Source organism: Enterobacter sp. V89_11, assembly GCF_029967775.1.
GTDB classification, from domain to species: domain Bacteria; phylum Pseudomonadota; class Gammaproteobacteria; order Enterobacterales; family Enterobacteriaceae; genus Enterobacter; species Enterobacter ludwigii.
The window spans coordinates 22,072-36,727 of the sequence record NZ_JASCAN010000012.1 but is presented as its reverse complement, the minus strand read 5'-3'; the positions used below and the strand labels follow the sequence as shown (position 1 = coordinate 36,727).

Below are 14,656 nucleotides of genomic sequence, written 5' to 3'. Positions count from 1 at the left end.
CCACTATGCAGCTTCTATGCCATGTTTTTATTGTGGGTATCAGCAGACTTTACGGCCAAAAGAGGGGCAAAACCCTGACGAAAAACAGCCAATCGTCAAAATTGACGTGTCGAATGGGCAGTGGATGTGACATGGGTTGTAATTCCGTCATGTAAAAGTCAAATTGGCTGGAGCCGACGGCAGAATGGTTCAGACTTAACATAATCCCCTGATGGAAGCATGCGATGAAACCGGCGATTCTGGTGGTTGATGACGATACCGCAGTCTGCGAGCTGCTGCAGGATGTGCTGAGTGAGCACGTCTTTAGCGTGCTTGTCTGCCATAACGGCCAGGACGCACTGAGTCTGGTTCAGCATGAGCCACACATCGCCCTTGTCCTGCTGGATATGATGCTGCCGGATATCAACGGCCTGCAGGTATTACTGCACCTGCAAAAGCAACGTCCGGAGCTGCCGGTGGTGATGTTGACCGGGCTGGGCAGTGAGTCAGACGTGGTGGTGGGGCTGGAGATGGGGGCCGACGATTATATTGGCAAACCGTTTAACCCGCGCGTGGTGGTTGCCCGGGTTAAAGCCGTGCTTCGCCGGACCGGGGCGCTGGCCGCAGACACCCCGGTGCCACGCGTGGCGGGCGTGACGTTCAATGGCTGGACGCTGGATACCTCCCGCTGTGAACTCAGCGATCCGCAGCGTAACCCCGTACCGTTGACCCAGGGAGAATATGGTCTGCTGCTGGCGCTCACCCAGAACGCCCGGCGGGTGCTCAGCCGGGAACAACTGCTCGAGCTGACGCACAGCGAAAGTGCCGAGGTGTTCGACCGCACAATCGATGTGTTGATCATGCGCCTGCGCCGTAAAATAGAAGCCAACCCGCATCAGCCCGTACTCATTAAAACCGTCCGTGGGCTGGGCTACGTCTTTGCTGCCGATGTGTCTCACAGCGAGAAAGCGGCTTAAATATTCTCTTTAATAAACAGCTGCAGCTCGGCCAGCGTTTTTGCCCCATCAATGGCGTTCGCAGCCAGCAGGCTTGCCCGCGCGCAGGCATGGGCCAGATAAATACTCTCGACCAGCGGCAACGCTTCATGGCAGCCGTATAAGAAGCCTGCGCAGAAGGCATCACCCGCCCCGACGCTGCCGATAATCTCTTCCCGCTCCAGCAACCAGGAGGGGATCCAGCGCCCTTCATCGTCCGGTGTTAACCCCCACGCCCCTTCCGGACAGTGGATCACCACCCGCTGACGCACGCCAGCTGCCAGAAGCTGTGAGGCGGCTTCCGCGATATGGGCAATGTGCGGGGCATCGTTCTCGTCGCGCATCTCCAGCCCGCTAAACTCGCCGGCTTCCAGTTCGTTGATGACCAGATAATCAAGATGGCGCAGGGCAGGGAGGACTAGAGGCTGATAGCGCAGGTCACCCTTTCGCGAGACCAGATCGAGCGATGTTTCATACCCCTGATCGCGCATCTGGGCCAGCAGCCGTGCGCTGCGGGTGCCGTACTCGTCATCGGGCATATCCAGGCTGTCCAGCAGCAACAGGTAGCCGAGGTGGAAAATCTTCATCGCGCCGTCGAGGCGGTCGAAGGCGGGCAGATCCAGAAGACGGTTGGCGCCCGGGGAGTGGAAAAAAGTGCGCTGCCCGCTGGGGTCGGTCATAACCTGCGACATAGAGGTTGGCGCAAAGGTCGTGCGCTGCACCCGCTGGCGGTTGACGTGATACTGGTCGAGCATCGCCAGGATGTAATCGCCGTCGCTATCTTCGCCAATCAGGCCGACGGCCTGCAGCGGCAGGCCAACGTGCATTTTGGCCAGCGTCAGCAGGACGTTCAGCGGCGCACCGCCGGTTGAACGTTCGCTGTGGGTAATCTCCGCCAGCCAGCCGCGCTCCGGCCATTGCACAATCTGGTGGACGTGATCCACCAGCATATTGCCGGCGGCGATAATCCCTTTACGTTCCATTATGCCTGCCCCGCGCTGCCAAAGATGCGCATTTGCGCGGCGACCGTATCGGTAATCGCCTCCTCTATGCCCAGCAACAGTTCTGCAAATTCATCGTACAGAGGCTGACGTTTTGCCATCCGTTGCTCAACGGCGGAGAGCGCGGCCTGTGACATCCCGGTATAAAAGTTGATTTTATGGATCCCCAGTTCGATGGCGCGACGAAAATCGGCATCGCTGATGCCGGAGCCGCCGTGTAAAACTAACGGCAGGCCGGTCTGCTGGCGAATGGCGTCCAGACGAGGGAAATCGAGTTTTGGCTCGCCTTTGTATTTACCGTGCGCGTTGCCAATGGCGACCGCCAGCGCATCAATGCCGGTGGCATCGACAAACTCGCGCGCCCGCAGCGGGTCCGTAAACAACGCTTCATCCGCATGGCCATACAACGCGCCACCTTCGTCACCGCCTACCGCACCCAGCTCCGCTTCTACCGATACGCCAACCGCGTGGCACATCTTCACCACCTCCCGCGTCTGGCGAATGTTTTCTTCGTAACTCAGAGTGGATCCATCAAACATCACGGAGCTGAAGCCTACGCGCAGCGCACGTACCACCGCCTCGAAATGCAGGCCGTGATCGAGGTTGAGCACCACCGGAATATCATGACGGGCGGCTTCAAACCTGACCGCTTCGACCAGCGACTCCAGGGAGACATACTTAAAGTGGACTTCCGCAATATTAATGATAAACGGCGAGCGTTCCTGTTTCGCGGCAGCAAACAGCGCGCGCAAAAAATGGGAGTCGAGAACGTTAAACGCGCCGAGCGCGTAGCGGTGTTTCCTGGCGTGCTCAAGACCGTCGGCAAGAGAAATCAATGGCATTATTTACTCCTTATTTCCGAAACAGGTTGTACTCGTTGCACAACACCAGCACCGCCGGTTCGTCTTCTTCGATATTGTTATAGCGGGCAATGGGCTGTAAAAAATGGTTATCGTGTTCATCGTCATTCACCGATGACACTTCCCCCACCAGTACGTCGCCAAAACCGCGTTCACCCCAGAAACTGTGGTACAGACCGGGGGTGAGGCAGATGCTGTCCCCGGGTTGCAGGCGTAACTGACTGCCGGGTGCGTGGGTCTGCAGACAGCCGTCGAGGGTAACGGTCACGTCGGTATTTTCAGGTTCTTGATGTGCGCCGGCATTCCATAACTCGACGATCAGGTTTCCGCCGCCACGGTTGATGATGTCTTCCCGTTTACGCCAGTGAAAATGCATGGGCGTCACCTGACCATCCCGGATGTGCATGATTTTTTCGGCATAGCACTTTTCATAGGGCACGCCGTTCGGTGAGCCATTGCGCAGGGTAAAGAGCGTTAGCCCCTGTGCGGCAAAATGGTCGCCGCCGAATGCCGTTACGTCCCAGCCAAGCCTGAGATCAAACACTTCCTGCCAGGCGGCCGGGTCAAGCTGCTGCCATTTCGTCGGCGGAAAACTGGCAAAGGGAGGGAGATGCACATCGTGCATGGAGAAGAATTGCCGCGTGTGGCCAAGGATTTCATTGATTTCGGAGCGTTTCATGGGGCCCCCTGGACGCTATGTCAGGCCTCACCCCAACTCTCTCGCGCGAAGAGAAGATCAGGGTGAGGGCATCAAACCGCACTACATCACTTCACTGTCCACCCCTTATAGGATCCGACGTTCTTTTTATCGATCATCGTCACCGGGATCAGCACAGGCTCTTTAGGCGCAGGTTTGCCCTGCAGAATGTCATAGCCGATCTCAACCGCTTTTGCCGCCATTACCTGAGGATCCTGAGCCGGCGTCGCGACAAACAGGGAGTTCTCACGCTTAAGCGCTTCTTCGCCGTCCGGGCTGCCGTCTACGCCAACGATAAAGAATTCATTGCGTTGGGCCTGTTTTGCCGCCAGATCGGCACCGATCGCCGTCGGATCGTTAATCGCGAACACGCCGTCGATCTTCGGATTGGCCGCCAGCAGTGAGGTCATCACTTCCAGACCGCCTTCACGGCTACCTTTGGCGTTCTGGTTATCAGAGAGCACCTTGATATCCGGATGTTTTTTGAACTCGGTCTGGCAGCCTTCGACGCGGTTTTGCACCGCGGACACTGGCGGCCCGTTGATGATGACCACGTTGCCTTTGCCTTTCAGGCGATCAGTAATGTATTTACAGGCCATTTCCCCCGCCTGGGTGTTATCGGAGGTGATGGTGGCATCCGCCCCTTCCGCCGCGACGTCAACCGCGACAACCACGATCCCGGCCTCTTTCGCGCGTTTAACCGCCGGGCCGATCCCTTTGGAATCCGCGGCGTTAAGGATGATCATGTCCACTTTGGCCGCAATAAAGTTGTCAATATGTGCCACCTGCTGGCCGAGATCGTAACCGCTGGAGACCAGCGTCACTTTGACGTTATCCCCCGCCAGTTTGCGCGCTTCCAGCTCGGCACCTTTGGTGATCTGCACGAAGAATGGGTTGGCCAGGTCGCCCACCGTCACGCCGATGGACTTCAGATCTTTCGCCTGCGCAAACGGCGTTGCGGCAAGCAGCGCGCCAGCACAGAGCGCGGTCACTAACGGTTTCAAACGCATCTTCTCTTCCTCGCTTGTAGGGTATTGTTGTTATGCACTTTGATGGTGTCGGGTACGGTATTTGTCGATCAGCACCGCTATGATGATCACCGCCCCTTTGATCACCAGTTGCCAGAAGTAGGAGACGCCCATCAGCGTCATGCCGTTGTTAAGCGTGGCGATGATCAGCGCCCCCACCAGCGTGCCGGTGATCGTGCCGATCCCGCCAACAAAGCTGGTACCGCCGAGGATCACCGCCGCAATCGCATCCAGCTCGTAGCCCATGCCCAGGTTGCCGTTGGCGCTGTAGAGACGCGAGGCACTCATCACGCCGCCCAGGCCCGAGAGCAGCCCGCTCATGCCGTACACAAACAACAGCACCAGCCAGACCTTAATGCCTGTCAGACGCGCCGCCTGCATGTTGCCGCCAACCGCATAAATGTGAACGCCAAGCGTGGTGCGACGCAGAATAAACCAGCACAGCACAATGACCGCCAGCGCGATCACCACCAGCCACGGAATGGGTCCAAGGTAGTTATTGCCGATCCACTCAAAGTTAATGTTGGAGTTAATGACGGTCGTACCGTCCGCCAGCAGATAAGCCGCACCGCGCAGTGCCGTATAGGTACCGAGCGTCACGATAAACGGCGGCAGCCCGGCAAAAGCCACCAGCGCGCCGTTGAACAAACCCAGCACCAGGCCGAGCATGAGCGCTGCCGGAATAGAAAGCATGGCGAACTCAGGTATTAACGACACCACCATCGCCGCCACGGCCGTGGTGCCCAGAATGGAGCCGACGGAGAGGTCGATCCCGCCGGTCAGAATGATGAAGGTCATCCCTGCGGCCAGTACGATGTTGATCGACGCCTGGCGGGTGATATTGAGCAGATTACTTTCGGTAAAGAAGTTAGGCGCGATAAAACCAAATACCGCCACAATCAGGATCAAGATGGGCAAAATGCCGACCGTCTGCATCAGATCGCTCATCAGCATTTTTTTGGCAGAGGCGGACTTCGCCACCTGCTGCGGATGGGTTGAATTTGTCATAGTTGCACCGCCTGATGATGAGAGTCGTTCACGCCGGTCGCCAGCGTCATGATGTTTTCCTGAGAAATTTCTGCTCCGTGAAGTTCACCTGCAATGCTGCCTTCACGCATGACATAGACGCGGTCGCTCATGCCGACGATTTCCGGCAGCTCGCTGGAGATCATCAGGATCGCCACGCCTTTGCGCGCCATCTGGTTCATGATGCGGTAGATTTCACTTTTCGCCCCGACGTCGACGCCGCGCGTCGGTTCGTCCAGAATCAGAATGCGTGGGCCGATGGCCACCCATCGGGAGATAAGCAGCTTTTGCTGATTGCCCCCGGACAGGCCACCCGCGCGGACCTGTGAATGCGGCACGCGGATGTTAAGCAGGGCGATTGCATCGTCAGAAATGGTCTGCGCTTTTTTGCGGTTCAGCATGCCGAAGGTGGCGTCGCGCTCCAGCGTCGCCATGGTGATGTTCTCCTGGGCGGCCAGCTCGAGGAACAGCCCTTGTTCTTTGCGGTTCTCGGTGAGAAAACCGATCCCGTTGTCGATGGCGGCACGTGGGGAGTGGATCACCACCGGTTCGCCGTCGACCTCAATCATGCCGCCCGTGGCTTTGCGCGCGCCGAAGATCAGCTGCGCCAGTTCGGAACGTCCGGCGCCCACCAGACCTGCCAGCCCGACAATTTCTCCGGAACGCACCTGCAGACTGCAGGGGAGCACTTTCTTGCCGTCGGTAAGGTGATGCACATTAAGACGCGGGCTGCCGAGCGGGATATCGCGCTCTTTGTTAAACAGATCGCTTAGCGGACGGCCGACCATCATCTTCACCAGCTCAGAGGCGTTCAGTTTGTCGCGCGTCAGGCTACCGACGTACTGCCCGTCACGCAGAACGCTGACGCGATCGGAGAGTTCATACACTTCCGCCATGCGATGGCTGATATAGATAATCGCCATTCCTTCCTCTCGCAGGCGCAGTATCAGCTCGAACAGGCGATGGGTTTCACGTGAGGAGAGGGCGGCGGTGGGTTCATCCATCACCAGAATGCGGCTGTTGCGGTGCAGCGCGCGGGCAATTTCAACCTGCTGCTGCTCGGCGATGGTTAGCCTCATTACCAGGTCGGTCGCCTTGAAGTGCGCGCCCAGACGGTCAATCACCGCCTGCGCCTGTGCGGCCATCTCTTTGCGCTGTACCAGCCCCGCGCGCGACAGCTCGCTGCCCAGGAAAATGTTTTCAGCGACGGTCAGATTGGGGGCAAGCTGCATCTCCTGATAAATGAGGGTGATACCCGCGGCCAGCGCGTCCTTTGGCCCTTTGATGTGAAACGGCTGTCCGTCAATCAGGATCTCACCGCTGGTGGCGGTGTAGGCGCCCGCGAGGATCTTCATCAGGGTACTCTTTCCTGCGCCGTTTTCCCCCATCAGCGCGTGGATCTCACCGGGGTACACCGTCAAATCCACACCCTTGAGCGCGTGGAAATGGCCAAACGTTTTGGCAATGTTGCGCATCTCCAGTACCGGGGTTCTGCTCATGGCGGATCTCCTTGAATGTCGATATCCGCACTTCATCACAGGTTGGTAAATGCAAAATGTCAGAAGCCGTTCATATTTGTCATAGTTATGAATAGTTAACTTACATCACAATTCCCCGCTTTTTCCCTCTCAGCAGGAGAGGGCCAGGGTGAGGGCATCACATTGCACCGGAGCTTACCGTATGCCATCACACCGTCCGCCCTTCTTTGCCAGCGCCCGTGGTCGCCTGCTGATTTTTAATCTGCTGGTGGTGGCGGTGACGCTGATGGTCAGCGGCGTGGCGGTGCTCGGCTTTCGTCATGCCAGCCAGATCCAGGAACAGGTGCAGCAGCAGACGCTGGATGACATGACCGGCAGCATGAACCTCGCCCGCGATACCGCGAATGTGGCAACGGCGGCGGTGCGGCTCTCGCAAGTTGTAGGCGCGCTGGAATACAAGGGCGAAGCCGAGCGCCTGAAGCAGACGCAGATGGCGCTGCGTCACTCGCTGGAACAGCTTGCCGATGCGCCACTGGCGCAACAGGAGCCCGCGCTGGTGGCGCGAATTATTCAGAGAAGTAATGAGTTACAGCAGAGCGTGACGGGCATGCTGGAGCGCGGGCAGCGGCGTCATCTGGAGCGTAATGCGCTTCTCAGCGCGCTCTATCAAAGCCAGAGCTATTTGCGCCATCTGCAGGACATCAACCGCCGTTACGCCAGCAACGTCCCGGATGCGCAACAGCTTATGGAAATGGACAGGCTAATCATCGCCGCTATTGAAACGCCCTCGCCGCGCGCCACGGTTCAGCAGCTGGATGCCGTGACGGCAACGCTGCCCCGGAGCGTGACGCAGCCCGTGGTGAACGCTATCCTGCCCGATTTTAATGCCGAGCTTCACAAGCTTGTTCCGCTCTCGACGCAGCTGGAGGAGAGCGATCTGGCGATCAGCTGGTATATGTTCCACATCAAGGCGCTGGTGGCGATATTAAACAGCGACATCAATCAGTACGTTGAACAGGTGGCGCAGGCCTCCCGGCTGCGCACTGCCCAGAGTCACCAGGAGCTGCGCTCCATCAGCGTATTTATCAGCGTGTTCGCCGTGCTGGCGCTGATCATCACCGGGTGCGCCTGTTGGTATATCTACCGTAATCTGGCCTCCAACCTGACGGCCATCTCCCGGGCGATGTCGCGCCTTGCCCACGGCGAGCAGGATGTTTCCGTCCCCGGGCTGCAGCGCCGTGATGAGCTGGGTGAGCTGGCGCGAGCGTTTAACGTTTTTGCCCGCAACACCGCCTCGCTTGTCCACACCACCCGCCTGCTGAAAGAAAAAACCACGCAGATGGAGATCGACCGCATCGAGCGTCAGGGGCTGGAAGAGGCGCTGCTGCACAGCCAGAAGATGAAGGCCGTCGGGCAGCTGACGGGCGGTCTGGCGCATGACTTTAACAACCTGCTGGCGGTGATCATTGGCAGTCTTGAACTCACCGATCCCGACTCACATGACGCCCCGCGTATCACCCGGGCGCTCAAGGCCGCCGAGCGTGGTGCGGTGCTGACCCAGCGTCTGCTGGCGTTTTCCCGCAAGCAATCCCTGACCCCGCACGCGGTAGAGATGAAACCGCTGCTCGAGAACCTGCGGGAGTTGATGTACCACTCGCTGCCGGCCACCCTGACGCTGGAAATTGAAGCGCAATCACCGGCGTGGCTGGCGTGGATAGACGTCAGCCAGCTGGAAAACGCCATTATTAACCTGGTGATGAACGCCCGCGATGCGATGGAGGGACAGACGGGAGTTATTAAGATCCGCACGTGGAATCAGCGCGTGACCCGCAGTGACGGACGCAGGCAGGATATGGTGGCGCTGGAGGTTATTGACCGGGGAAGTGGAATGTCGCAGGAGGTCAAATCCCGGGTCTTCGAACCGTTCTTCACGACCAAGCAAACCGGGAGCGGTAGCGGATTAGGCCTGTCGATGGTCTACGGTTTTGTACGCCAGTCCGGTGGGCGCGTGGAGATTGAAAGCGCGCCGGGGCAGGGGACCACCGTGCGGCTGCATCTGCCACGCTCGACGCTGCCTGTTATTTCTGCTGATGAGACCCAGGCCGCCGCGGCTGCCGTTGAAAATGAACGCCTGGTACTGGTGCTGGAAGATGAAGCCGATGTCCGCCAGACCCTGTGCGAGCAGCTGCATCAGCTGGGCTATCTGACGCTTGAAGCGGACAACGGCGAACAGGCCCTGAAGATGCTGGACGCGTCACCGGATATTGGCATGTTTATTAGCGATTTAATGCTGCCCGGCAACCTCAGCGGTGCCGAGGTGATCAACCATGTGCGCAGCCATTATCCGCAGCTTCCGGTGTTGCTGATCAGCGGCCAGGATTTGCGTCCGACGCATAACCCGCAACTGCCGGACGTGGCGTTACTGCGTAAGCCTTTTACCCGTGTACAGCTGGCGCAGGCGTTGCGCAAGGTGATGACAGGAACTGGCTGAGAGCCAGGGTCGCCGCCCCCTGAGCACCGTTAAAGGATGACGATGATGCTGTAATGAAACGGACTGCCTCATACGGCAGCGGACGGCGCAGATGCTGTTTAATTCTGGCAATCAGCGCGTCGCGTGGAAAATCGACCATATCCATCACGCCGCCGCCGAGGATCACCGCATCCGGGTCGAAGAGATTTACGCTGGTGGCAATGGCTCGGGCTGCATGATTTAAGAGCTGTATGACAAAGGGGTCATGACACGCTGAGGTAAAAATCTCGCCAATCGCGTAATCACGGGGCTGTTGTTCATACCACTGTTTCAGGGCAATACCGGAACAGACGGTTTCCAGACATCCTGTGTTACCACAACCGCAATGGCGTGACGTATCGCCCTGCGGAATATGTCCAAGCTCGCCCGCGACCCCGTGTGCACCTGTCCAGGGCGCGCCGTTCAGCCAGATGGCGAACCCCATGCCGGTACCGAGATAGGCTGCCAGAACCTGCTGTTGCTGCAAGTTGTGCTGCATAACATCAAAAGAGAGCTGGAGGTTAACGTCACGGTAGAATTCGACCGGGCATCCCAGCGCGTCCGCCAGTTTACCCGCCAGGTCCCGTCGGTCTGTTGCCTGTAATGGCAGGTTTGGTGTTGAGATAATGGTGCGTTTGTCTTTGCCGACCAGCGCAGGGAAACCCATCACCAGACCCCGACAGCGAACCTGATAGTGGCGAAGCCTTGCAACGATCATTTCTGCGACGCCGCACATGACGCCTGAACGGATAATGTCTGCTGTACGGTGTTTTTCACAGTGCAGCACGGCCCCCTCGGCTGTAAGCAGGCAAAAACGGATATGGGTAGCGCCCATATCCACTCCGGCGACGACATCAGGCTGTTTTTGCATGAGGAAGGGCCTCGTTCTTTGCCGACAGAATCTGTCCGGCCATCAGTTGCCATGCGTCGTCGATATTCTCTGCGTGGTTGAACAGTCCTGACGTCCCGACGATAAAGACATCAGCCCCGGCGGCCATCAGTTTTTTGTAGGTGGACTGATTGCAGGAGCCATCGATCTCAATCTCATAGCGCAGCCCTTCACGTTCGCGCCAGGCTTTCAGCTCGGCAATTTTTTCGAGCATTTCCGGAATGAAAGGCTGCCCGGCAAAGCCAGGATCGACGGTCATGACCGTAATTTTGTCCGCCTTGTGAATGTAATATTTCATCGCTTCAACGGGCGTTTCAGGGTTGAGGATCAGACCGACTCTCATGCCATGACGGCGAATTTCGTCAATCAGACGGAAGGCCTGACCGTTAATCGTTTCCGGATGCAGGGTGATGAAATCCGCTCCGGCCTGTGCCAGTTGGCTAATGTAGTCCTGGGGGCGCGTCACCATCAGATGGCAGTCCAGCGGTTTGGTGGCGAGCTTCTTCACCTGGCTGACAAAGAACGGTGACAGCGTCAAATTGGGCACAAAGTGACCGTCCATGATGTCGATATGGAAGTAGTCCGCGTGCTGGTCTATGAATTCGATCTGCTCTTTGAATTTCAGCAGGTCCATACACATCAGGGAGGGGGAAATTTTCATCGTCAATTCCTTACTTACTGATCAATCTATCGAGGGCGACAGCGGCGATAATCAACCCGCCCATCACCACCAGCTGGTAGTAGGTTTGTACTTGTAAAATATTGAGTCCGTTATTGATGGTGCCGATGATGAGCCCCCCAATCACGACAGAGAAGATGCGCCCTTTACCGCCAAAGAAGCTGGTTCCGCCGATAATGGCGCTGGCAATGGCGTAGGTTTCAAAGCCCATACCAGCCAGCGGCTCTGCTGCCCCCAGTCGTGCCGTTGACACCACGCCTGCCAGCCCTGCACACACACCGGAGATAATGAAAACCACCAGGATATGAAACTTCACGTCAATACCGGAGTAGAACGCCGAGTTCTTGTTACCGCCCAGCGCGTAGATGTTGCGTCCCAGCCGCATACGGGTGGTGAGGAACCAGAGGATCACCGCCACTACCAGCGAGAAGATCACCGGCACGGGAATACCTAAGAGATTGGCGGCAAAAAAGTTTACAAAGTCGAACGAGAAGCCGTATACCGAGTTGGCATCCGAAATCACCAGCGTAATGCCGCGAAAAATGGCGTTAGTGCCCAGGGTGATAATGAACGGATGCAGCCCGGTCCAGTTGACCAGACAGCCGTTGATCGCGCCTAACGCACCGCCAACCAGCACGCCGCCAATGAGCGCTGCCAGGAACGGGTCGACGCCGGCCAGCATGAGCTTGGCGGTCACCATCCCGGACAGCGCCAGAATCGCCCCGACGGACAGATCGATACCTGCCACCAGAATGGCAAAGAACTCGCCCATCCCGATCAGCACCGTCACCGAACTCTGGACAAAAATTTGAGTGATGTTATTGGTGGTCAGGAAGTATTCCGACGACAGCGTGCCAAAGATGGCAACGATGATCGCGAGGATGAAAAAGGTGCCGTACTTGTCCCAGAACAGCGCGAAATTAAACGGTTTTTTTTCGTCCATATCGCGTTTCACTCTTGTGGTAATGCCCATGCCATAATCTCCTCTTCGCCCATGTCGTCGCGATTGGTCAGGATTTGCGTCAGTCGCCCTTCGCAGAACACGGCGATGCGGTCGCAGACGGCGATAATTTCAGGTAGCTCGGACGACACCATCAGGATGACCTTGCCCTCGTCAGCTAACTGGCGCATCACCTTGTAGATTTCGGCCTTTGCGCCGACGTCGATGCCGCGGGTAGGTTCATCAAAAATGATGACGTCCGGGTTGCAGCACAGCCATTTGGAAATCAGCACCTTCTGCTGGTTTCCGCCGGAGAGCTCAGTGATGTTTTGCTCCACGCTATGGCACTTTAACGCCAGCAGCTGGCGCTGCGTTTCAGCAGTTTTGCGCTCTTCATGTTCGCGAAACAGGCCCATGGCACCTTTGTAGCCGCCATTTTTCAGGCTTTGGCTGACCGCCATGTTCTGAGCAATAGAGAAGTTGGGGAAGAAGCCGTTTTCCCGACGACTTTCAGTGATGTAGGCCATCCCTTTTTTCAACGCATCCAACGGCGAGTGTGGGGAGATGGTTTTACCGTTGAGACGGATTTCACCGCTAGCGCGTTTATCCACCCCGAAGAGGCAGTCCATCAGCTCGGTGCGGCCTGAGCCGACGAGTCCTGCAAAGCCAAAGATTTCACCGCGGTTCACGCTGAACGAGATATCACGTACTTTTTTCTTGTCCCGGCTGGTGACGTTTTTCACTTCGAACACGGTATCGCGTTCGAGGTTGCCGGTACTTTCTTTCATCGCGTTAAAGCGGTTTTGCAACTCGCGGCCCACCATCAGGCGCACAATATCGTCGTTTGTGACATCACTCACCATGCCCGTGCAGACGCTGCTTCCATCTTTCATCACGGTAAAGCGGTCGCAAATGCGGCGGATTTCTGCGAGCTTATGCGAGATATACACAATTGCTGTGCCCTCTTTACGTAATTGATTCATGATCAGGAAAAGATAATCCACCTCTTTATTGGTTAAAGACGATGTGGGCTCATCCATAATGATCGCTTTAGCGTTGAGCATTAATGTTTTTGCAATTTCCAGCATTTGCTTGTGACTGATGGATAAATTCGCCACCTTTTCATCTAAATCGACTTTCAATCCCACGCGTAAAAGCATCATTGCGCCGCGAATACGCATCTCTTTCCAGTCGATGATATTGACGCCACAGACTTTTTTCGTCAGATGACGGCCAATATATAAATTCTCCAGAACGGTTAATTCATCGATAACGCTAAGTTCCTGGTAAATTATGCCAATGCCCAACTGTGCTGCCAGTTTATGATCGAGCTTGTCGTAATTTACCTCGTTGATAGTAATAGTTCCTTTGGTCGGTTCATGTATTCCCGACAATACTTTCATTAAGGTTGATTTACCGGCGCCATTCTCCCCTAATAACGCATGAATCTCGTGGGGATAAATAGTTAAATCAACCGACGTTAATGCGTGAACCGGACCAAAGGATTTGCCGATCCCCGCCATTGAGATATATGGCGTGACCATGTTTACTCCTTATGTTTTCCCTCTCATCCTGTGGGAGAGAGTTGGGGTGTGGGCATTTGACCGCACCGGATATCAGTTATTTCGTCACCAGAACCGAATCAACCAGTTTGAATTCAGGCGTTTTTTCTAGGGGGATCACGTTGCCGGTTTTCGCCGCATCCACCATCAACTTCAGGCCCGTGGCACCAATATCCGCTGGGTTCTGCGCGACGGTGGCGGTCATTTGTCCGGCATCGACCATCTTACGTGCTTCAGGAATGCCATCCGTGCCAACGACCAGTACTTTTCCTGTTTTACCGGCGTTTGCCACCGCCTGTGCCACGCCCATTGCCATGGTATCGTTTGCACAGTAGAAGGCTTTCAAATTTGGATTTCGTTGCAAAACGTTGGTGGCGACATCCAGGGCTTTAATGCGATCCCAGTCGGCGGGTTGGCTGGCAACGAGCTTGATTTGACTTGCTTTTTTGAAGGTTTCTGTAGCGCCATTGCGGCGTGCCTCTCCCGATGCATTTCCGGCTTTCCCTTCAATAATCGCGACTTCACCGCCCTGCACACCGAGTTTATCAATGATAAAGCCTGCGCCTTTTGCCCCAACGGCTACGTTATCCGTCGTGACAAAACCTTCAACGTTACCGCCGGCTTTTTTCAGGTTATCCATATCGATTTTTTCATCGAGGTTGACCAGAAAAATGCCTTTCTGCCAGGCGCGTGAGACGGGCATCACCAGGTTGACCGAGGAGAGTGGGGCAAAGGCAATGCCTTTGTATTTCTTATTACTCAAGTCTTCAAAAAGCTGCAGTTGAGACTGAAAATCCCCCTCTGACGGCGAAGCAAAAATATCAACACTTACCCCCAGGGTTTTTGCTTCATCTTCGATCCCTTTCTTCATATCCACCCAGAATGGATTGTTCAATGTTTTTAATACTACTGCATATTCTGCGGCAGCAAATGCGCTGGTAGATAACATTAAGCCCATAGCGGCGCCGCTGAAATATTTCAGATATTTATTCATAGCAGTGTTCTCAATGTAG

General features: G+C 56.3%; 13 protein-coding genes. 2 read left to right on the top strand and 11 right to left on the bottom strand.

Annotation, left to right across the window (positions count from 1 at the left end):
• The first annotated feature begins 224 nt into the window (after positions 1 to 224).
• On the top strand, positions 225 to 956 hold the full coding sequence (locus QLG09_RS11115) for a response regulator transcription factor (RefSeq protein ID WP_025206379.1): 732 nt from the start codon (positions 225 to 227) through the stop codon (positions 954 to 956).
• On the opposite strand, the gene QLG09_RS11110 is transcribed toward QLG09_RS11115, so the two are convergent.
• The 6 genes from QLG09_RS11110 to QLG09_RS11085 all read right to left on the bottom strand — a co-directional run bounded on the left by QLG09_RS11110 (position 953) and on the right by QLG09_RS11085 (position 7,085).
• A complete protein-coding gene (locus tag QLG09_RS11110; RefSeq protein WP_131828549.1) occupies positions 953 to 1,960 on the bottom strand; it encodes a carbohydrate kinase family protein in 1,008 nt (335 codons plus the stop codon). The two genes, QLG09_RS11115 and QLG09_RS11110, sit on opposite strands and share 4 nt — an antisense overlap.
• Positions 1,957 to 2,817 carry a ketose 1,6-bisphosphate aldolase gene (locus QLG09_RS11105; RefSeq protein ID WP_025206378.1) on the bottom strand — a complete coding sequence of 287 codons (861 nt, stop codon included), beginning with the start codon at positions 2,815 to 2,817 and terminating at the stop codon, positions 1,957 to 1,959. Before QLG09_RS11105 ends, QLG09_RS11110 begins: the two co-directional genes overlap by 4 nt.
• A 10-nt stretch (positions 2,818 to 2,827) precedes the next feature.
• On the bottom strand, positions 2,828 to 3,514 hold the full coding sequence (locus QLG09_RS11100; protein WP_049022191.1) for a D-lyxose/D-mannose family sugar isomerase: 687 nt from the start codon (positions 3,512 to 3,514) through the stop codon (positions 2,828 to 2,830).
• Positions 3,515 to 3,600: 86 nt separating this feature from the next.
• On the bottom strand, positions 3,601 to 4,542 hold the full coding sequence (locus tag QLG09_RS11095; RefSeq protein WP_282488908.1) for an ABC transporter substrate-binding protein: 942 nt from the start codon (positions 4,540 to 4,542) through the stop codon (positions 3,601 to 3,603).
• A 30-nt stretch (positions 4,543 to 4,572) separates the two neighbouring features.
• The gene (locus QLG09_RS11090; RefSeq protein WP_014168244.1) at positions 4,573 to 5,568 is read right to left on the bottom strand and encodes a ribose ABC transporter permease; all 996 of its coding nucleotides are present in this window, start codon (positions 5,566 to 5,568) and stop codon (positions 4,573 to 4,575) included.
• On the bottom strand, positions 5,565 to 7,085 hold the full coding sequence (locus QLG09_RS11085; RefSeq protein WP_020882824.1) for a sugar ABC transporter ATP-binding protein: 1,521 nt from the start codon (positions 7,083 to 7,085) through the stop codon (positions 5,565 to 5,567). The genes QLG09_RS11090 and QLG09_RS11085 overlap by 4 nt, the downstream gene beginning before the upstream one ends.
• A gap of 181 nt (positions 7,086 to 7,266) precedes the next feature.
• On the opposite strand from QLG09_RS11085, the gene QLG09_RS11080 reads away from it, so the two are divergent.
• A complete protein-coding gene (locus tag QLG09_RS11080; RefSeq protein ID WP_049022197.1) occupies positions 7,267 to 9,555 on the top strand; it encodes an ATP-binding protein in 2,289 nt (762 codons plus the stop codon).
• Here QLG09_RS11080 and alsK read toward each other — a convergent pair.
• The 5 genes from alsK to alsB all read right to left on the bottom strand — a co-directional run bounded on the left by alsK (position 9,500) and on the right by alsB (position 14,637).
• Complete coding sequence (alsK, locus tag QLG09_RS11075; RefSeq protein ID WP_049022201.1) at positions 9,500 to 10,444, bottom strand: allose kinase; 945 nt, start codon at positions 10,442 to 10,444, stop codon at positions 9,500 to 9,502. The two genes, QLG09_RS11080 and alsK, sit on opposite strands and share 56 nt — an antisense overlap.
• Entirely contained in the window at positions 10,428 to 11,123 is a 696-nt protein-coding gene (alsE, locus tag QLG09_RS11070) for a D-allulose 6-phosphate 3-epimerase (RefSeq protein WP_020882821.1), read from the bottom strand. The genes alsK and alsE overlap by 17 nt, the downstream gene beginning before the upstream one ends.
• 10 nt (positions 11,124 to 11,133) lie before the next feature.
• Positions 11,134 to 12,114, bottom strand: coding sequence for a D-allose ABC transporter permease (gene alsC / locus QLG09_RS11065; protein WP_014168249.1), 981 nt, complete (start codon positions 12,112 to 12,114; stop codon positions 11,134 to 11,136).
• Complete coding sequence (gene alsA / locus QLG09_RS11060; RefSeq protein ID WP_014168250.1) at positions 12,093 to 13,625, bottom strand: D-allose ABC transporter ATP-binding protein AlsA; 1,533 nt, start codon at positions 13,623 to 13,625, stop codon at positions 12,093 to 12,095. The genes alsC and alsA overlap by 22 nt, the downstream gene beginning before the upstream one ends.
• Positions 13,626 to 13,701: 76 nt before the next feature.
• Positions 13,702 to 14,637: a D-allose transporter substrate-binding protein gene (alsB, locus tag QLG09_RS11055; protein ID WP_014168251.1), complete on the bottom strand. Its 936-nt coding sequence runs from the start codon at positions 14,635 to 14,637 to the stop codon at positions 13,702 to 13,704.
• Positions 14,638 to 14,656: the final 19 nt, after the last annotated feature.